We start from the raw sequence: 5,398 nt of genomic DNA on the forward strand, positions 1-5,398 counted from the left end.
CTGCAGGCGCTTGCCGGCTTCATCCTCGACGATCTCGTAGACGCCGGCCGGGCAGAAGCGCGTGCAGGGATTATTGTATTCCTCGACACACTTCGTGATGCAGATATTGGTGTCGGCGACCTTGAGGTGGATCGGCTGGTCTTCATCATGCTCGGTGGCGGCGAAGTAGACACTGGCCAGTCGATCGCGAGGGGGCAGCGTGCGATCAGTCCAGTCCCGATTTGGTGATTCGTAGTTGGCGATCTTGTTCAGTGCCGAATGATCGGCGTGGTTCTTCAATGTCCACGGCGACAGGCCGGCGGTTACAGTTTCCCAGCCCGCGTTGGCAAGGCCGAACCACATGCCCTTGTTGAAGCCGGGTCGAATGTTGCGCACCTTGCGCAATTCCTTCATCACCACCGATGCACGCAGTTTTGCGTTCCAGCCAACGGCCTTTCCGGTTTCGGCGATATGTTCGGCGGCGAGCATGCCCGAACGCATGGCCTGGTGCGTTCCCTTGATCTTCGGCACGTTGACGAGGCCCGCGGAATCGCCGATCAGCATCGCACCTGGCATCTCGACGTTCGGTAGCGACTGGTAGCCACCTTCGATAATCGCCCGTGCGCCGGCCGAGAGAATTTCGCCGCCTTCGAGCAACGGCTTGATCATCGGGTGGTTCTTGAGCTGCTGAAATGCCTCGAACGGCTTGAACTCCGGATCGACATAGTCGAGCCCGGCGACGAAACCAATCGCGACACGATCCTTGTCCAGGTGATACAGAAAGCTGCCGCCATATGTGGCCGGGTCGAGCGGCCAACCAAAGGTGTGCACGATTTTGCCCGGCTCACCGCGCCCGGCCGGCAGTTGCCAGAGCTCCTTGAGGCCGATGCCGTAGGTTTGCGGATCGCAGTCGGCATCGAGCTTGAAGCGGGCAATGAGTTGCTTGCTGATGCTGCCACGACAGCCTTCGCCAAGCACCGTAATTGGCGCGACGATGTCGATGCCTTCGGTGTAGCCGGGCTTTTGTGAGCCGTCACGGGCTACGCCCATATCGCCGATGCGCACGCCCTTGACGCCGCCGGCCTCATCGAAAATGGCTTCCGAGGCTGCAAAACCGGGGAATACGTCGACGCCGAGCGCCTCAGCCTGTGGCGCGAGCCAGGCGCAGAGTGCGCCGAGGGAAACAATGAAGTTGCCGTGATTGTTCATCTGCGGCGGTGCGATCGGGAATTTCGCCGCGCGTTCGTGATCGCGCAACCACCAGAACTCATCCTTCGCTGCGGGTACGCAGATTGGTGGCGGGTTGGACTGCCACTCCGGGAGCAGCTCGTTGAGCGGCTCGGGCTCGATCACGGCGCCAGACAGGATCTGGGCGCCAATCGCCGATGCCTTTTCGATTACGCAGACGCTCAAGTCGGGCTTCAGCTGCTTCAGACGTATCGCGAAGGCGAGCCCGGCCGGACCCGCACCGACCGTAATGACGTCGTATTCCATCGTTTCGCGTTCGCTCATGGCAAGGTCCTGTCAGTTCGGGCCAGCAGCCATTGTCCGGGTTCGGGGCGCAGGCAGCAATTCACAGTTGCGGCATAATCGGGGTATCGAACAGGATTCAAACATGACTGACAGCCAAGAAGCGGAACTTTCCAGCCGGCTATTGCGTGGTGCCAGTACATTCCAGTTGCTGCACTGGATGGCCTCAGGGCGCCTGACGCCCAGCCGACTGTGCGCCATTTACGAGAAAGCCATAGCAGACGAGAACGACGCGCTGAATGCGTACGTGGCGCTCGACACGACGGCTGCGAGGGATGCCGATGCCAGCGAGCAGCGCCGTGCCGGGAACCAGGCGATTGGCCGGCTCGACGGCGTGGCCGTGGCCATCAAGGACAATACCGATGTCGCCGGCCTGCCAACCTCACTGGGTCTGGCTGGTCGCGCGACACGCGTTGCCGAGTCTGATTCAACCGTAGTCGCCCGACTGCGTTCGGCGGGCGCCATCATCCTCGGCAAGACGACAGTCGATGAGGGCGCGCTGGGGACAACCGGGACAACGGCGAATAGTGGCCCGACCCGAAACCCGCATCGACCCGAGTTCATTGCCGGAGGTTCATCCGCCGGTTCGGCAGCAGCGGTGGCGGCGGGCCTCTGCAGCTTCGCGATAGGTACCGACACGCTGGGTTCGGTGCGCATTCCGGCCAGCCATTGCGGCGTTTATGGCTTGCGCCCCACCGTGGGCGAGATCTCGACCAGCGGTGTTGTTCCCGCAGCACGCCGGCTCGACAGCGTAGGCATCCTCGCGCGCTCCGTGCAGGATCTGGCCATCGTCCTGCAGGTGCTGGACGCCTACGACGTCGATGACGTCCGCTCCCGGCGCCGCAGGGTGGCCTTGTCGCCACCGGACTGGGAGCCCGGGCGCTTGCGCAGCGGATTCCTGCCCAATCTGGCGGCGCTCGGTGTCAGTCCGGAAGTGTCCGGCCTGTTCGCCCGCGCTACCGAGGCGTTGGGGCTCGAACTGGGTGAGCGCATGGACGCCGATTTCTCCGGCTATGATTTCGCCCGTGTGCGCCGCGCCGCGCTGCTCATCATGGAGAGCGAACTCGCCTGCGAGCTCGAATCCGACCTCGACGACGGTGCGCATCCGATATCCACGCGATTGCGCGACATGCTTGGTTTTGCCCGACACAAGTCGGCGGTGCACTACGCGGCCGCTGACCGCATGCTCGATGGCGCCGTGCTCAAGGCGCGCCAGTTGTTCGAACAGTTTGATGTGCTCGTGTTGCCCACGGTGTCGCATGGGCCGTATCGCATCGGTGAAACCGAGCGAGCCAACGATGCCGACCTGTGCAGTTTCGCCAGCGTCGCGGGTTGTCCTGCGATCAGCTTGCCGATGGGCATGCTTGAGAGCGGTCTGCCGGTTGGCTTGCAACTGGTGGGCGCACCGGGATCGGATCTGCGCCTGCTCGAACTGGCTGAGGTTTGCGCTTCCAGGCTGGACGCGGTGCCGGACTATCCGGTCGTGCAGCGCGCCTGACGAACCCGTTCGGCGCCGCCAGTTCGCGGTGCCGGCAAGCGTTTCCCGTATTGGCGATCAGGGAGACTTCGGGCGCGCGTTCACCATGGCGTCGTCCAGCATCTTCACCAATGTGGCACGATCATAGGTGTAGGACTGTCCTTCGTTGAGCTGAACAAGCTGCTCGATCTGCTTGCGAATCGTCCATTCAGCCTCTTGCTGGTTCGGCACAACCATATAGCGGCGCTTTGGCTTTTCTCCGAACAAGGCGTGTTCAACTGCAACAGCCACTGCATCAGGCTTCTCGTATTGACTGCGATCCGCGAACCCCGTTTCCTTGCCTGAGCGCTGGGTCGCATTCCTTCCAATTTCCGAATCGAAATTGCCTGGTTCGACGATGCTCACCTGCACACCGAGGGGCTCCATCTGGGCAGCCAGCGCATCGCCAAATGCTTCAACGGCATGCTTGCTCATCGCGTATACGCCCAGCTTCTCCGAGGCGAGGATCCCCGAGATCGACCCGATCGTCGTGATGCGTCCCTTCTGTTCGATGATCAGAGGCGCAAACGCCCTGGTAACGCGATACGGACCGTAGGCATTCACCTGCATGACCAGATCGAATTCCTTTTCACTCGTGTCGGTAATCGGGGCAATGGTCGCGATGCCGGCGTTATTGACCAGGCCATCGAGTCCACGGCCGGCCTTCTTGACCGTTGCCACTGCGGCATCGATTTCGTCCTGCCTTGTCACATCGAGTCGGATCGCCTGCACGTTCTCGATTGCATTCAGCGCATCCAGATCAGCCTGCTTGCGTGCGCCGGCATAGACGAAATAGCCTTTCGCTGCGAGACTTTCCGTGATGTTTCGACCTATGCCGGTGCTTGCGCCGGTAACCAGTACGGCTTTCTGGTCTCGTGCTTTGGGTTCACCGGTTTGGGTTGATTGCGCGTATCCAGCAAGCGGTGCTGCGGCAAGTGCTGTCGCAAGGGCGATCAGAATGAGGCGCATGGGCTTCTACCTGGTGGCTTGAATCGAGCTTCGAGTGTAGTTGAAGTCTATCCTGGTCAATGCCTGCTGCTCACTCCGCAAGGGACACCACGAGAAGCGTTCCGAATATCAGGACAACGCGAGACACTCTGACCATCTGCGCAATTGTCACGCGATCGTCGCGGGAGAGGCGCTGGGCAGGTGGTTGAGATCATGCGCTGGCTGCATGCTACGGCAGCGAATGGCACATCAAAATGCTTCTTTACTGCGTGCTACGCGCCTATCCCCGACGCGTGTCGCCATGTCTTTTGCTCGCCTGAGCGAAGCTTTGGCCTGCTGGGCCACACGCTCCGGGGCGTTTCGCGGCTTTCAACTCGCGAGGGGCTGCTCAAAAACGCAGCACGCCCCGAAGATGTCATGTTCGGCAGTGGCTGAATGCGTTTCCCGCGAAGGCCGTCACAGGTCGCGGGCTTCGATCACTTTCTTCGCGCTACTGCCTTGTTGCTGGCTTGCTGTCTTCGTGCAAGTTACCTTGCTCGATGGTCCAGTCGACCAGTTTGGGCAGCATTTCGTCGAGCGCCTGCTCGAACGCCTTGACCGCATCGGCCACCTCAGTGCTTGCAGCAGGTGCTGTTGCGTCAAACGTACGCGTGGCGACGATCCGGTTGTCGGAATGGTCGAACAGTTTGGCGGTCAGGCGGATTGTCGCCTGGGCGTCGGCACCTGCCATCTCGACCTGGAACCCGCGCAGTTCCATGGACAGCACATAGTCGCCACTCAAGCCTGCATCGGCTGCACTGACGCCGCCAATGCGGCCATCATTGTCGAATGCAAGCACGATCAGGCTGCGCATCAGGATCGGGGCGGAATCGCGCCAGCGTGCGGCAGGGTAGACCTCGATCAGGCCGGCTGATGGCATCACCGCGATATGATTGGTATCAAGCGCGGCACTCGTGCGCGGCGTGTCGACCAGGAGCTGCCACTGGATCGAATTTCCGCCTGCGTCACTCGCCGGCAAGTCCAGCTGTGGCGCATAGACGGCAAACGGCGTGTGCTTGCCCCCAAGGGCGGAGCAGGCCGCCAGCAGGGCGAACAGGCCGGGCAACAGAAAACGGCTGGTGCGGATCATTTCGGATTGAACTCCCTGGGTTGGTCACGACCAAGCAGCAAGGTATTCGAGCTGCCTAGCTGGTCGCTGAGTTGCCGGAACGAACGCAGAGTTTCGCGCAGCTCATACAAGGTGGGGCCAACCTGGCGCAGGCCCTGGTTGCTGAAGTTGCTCAAGGCAGCCTGGTTTTCCGACACCAGCTGATCTGCCGAATCGGCGACGCGCTCGATCGAAACTATCGCCTTCTCGGTAGATTCCAGTACGCGACGTACGTCCTTGTTGATCAGGTCGTTGGTTGTACTCGCCATGGCGTGAAG

4 protein-coding genes and 1 pseudogene are annotated in these 5,398 nt (G+C 61.4%); 1 reads left to right on the forward strand and 4 read right to left on the reverse strand.

The window, feature by feature from the left end; translation table 11 throughout:
- Window positions 1-1,491 (reverse strand): 4Fe-4S dicluster domain-containing protein (locus tag WBP53_RS12010; RefSeq protein ID WP_423929231.1); only part of this gene is annotated, 1,491 nt, incomplete at its 3' end.
- A gap of 103 nt (window positions 1,492-1,594) precedes the next feature.
- Between WBP53_RS12010 and WBP53_RS12015 the strand changes: the two genes are divergently transcribed.
- Window positions 1,595-3,007, forward strand: coding sequence for an amidase (locus WBP53_RS12015; RefSeq protein WP_423929233.1), 1,413 nt, complete (start codon window positions 1,595-1,597; stop codon window positions 3,005-3,007).
- Window positions 3,008-3,064: 57 nt separating this feature from the next.
- On the opposite strand, the gene WBP53_RS12020 is transcribed toward WBP53_RS12015, so the two are convergent.
- The 3 genes and pseudogenes from WBP53_RS12020 to WBP53_RS12030 form a co-directional block, all read right to left on the reverse strand.
- Window positions 3,065-3,994: an SDR family oxidoreductase gene (locus WBP53_RS12020; RefSeq protein WP_423929235.1), complete on the reverse strand. Its 930-nt coding sequence runs from the start codon at window positions 3,992-3,994 to the stop codon at window positions 3,065-3,067.
- A 469-nt stretch (window positions 3,995-4,463) separates the two neighbouring features.
- Entirely contained in the window at window positions 4,464-5,102 is a 639-nt protein-coding gene (locus WBP53_RS12025) for an ABC-type transport auxiliary lipoprotein family protein (protein WP_423929237.1), read from the reverse strand.
- Window positions 5,099-5,398: pseudogene (locus tag WBP53_RS12030) on the reverse strand (MlaD family protein); the annotation flags it as partial. The gene WBP53_RS12025 and the pseudogene WBP53_RS12030, both read right to left, overlap by 4 nt.

The organism is Dokdonella sp., assembly GCF_049593775.1.
In the GTDB taxonomy this organism is placed as follows: domain Bacteria; phylum Pseudomonadota; class Gammaproteobacteria; order Xanthomonadales; family Rhodanobacteraceae; genus Dokdonella.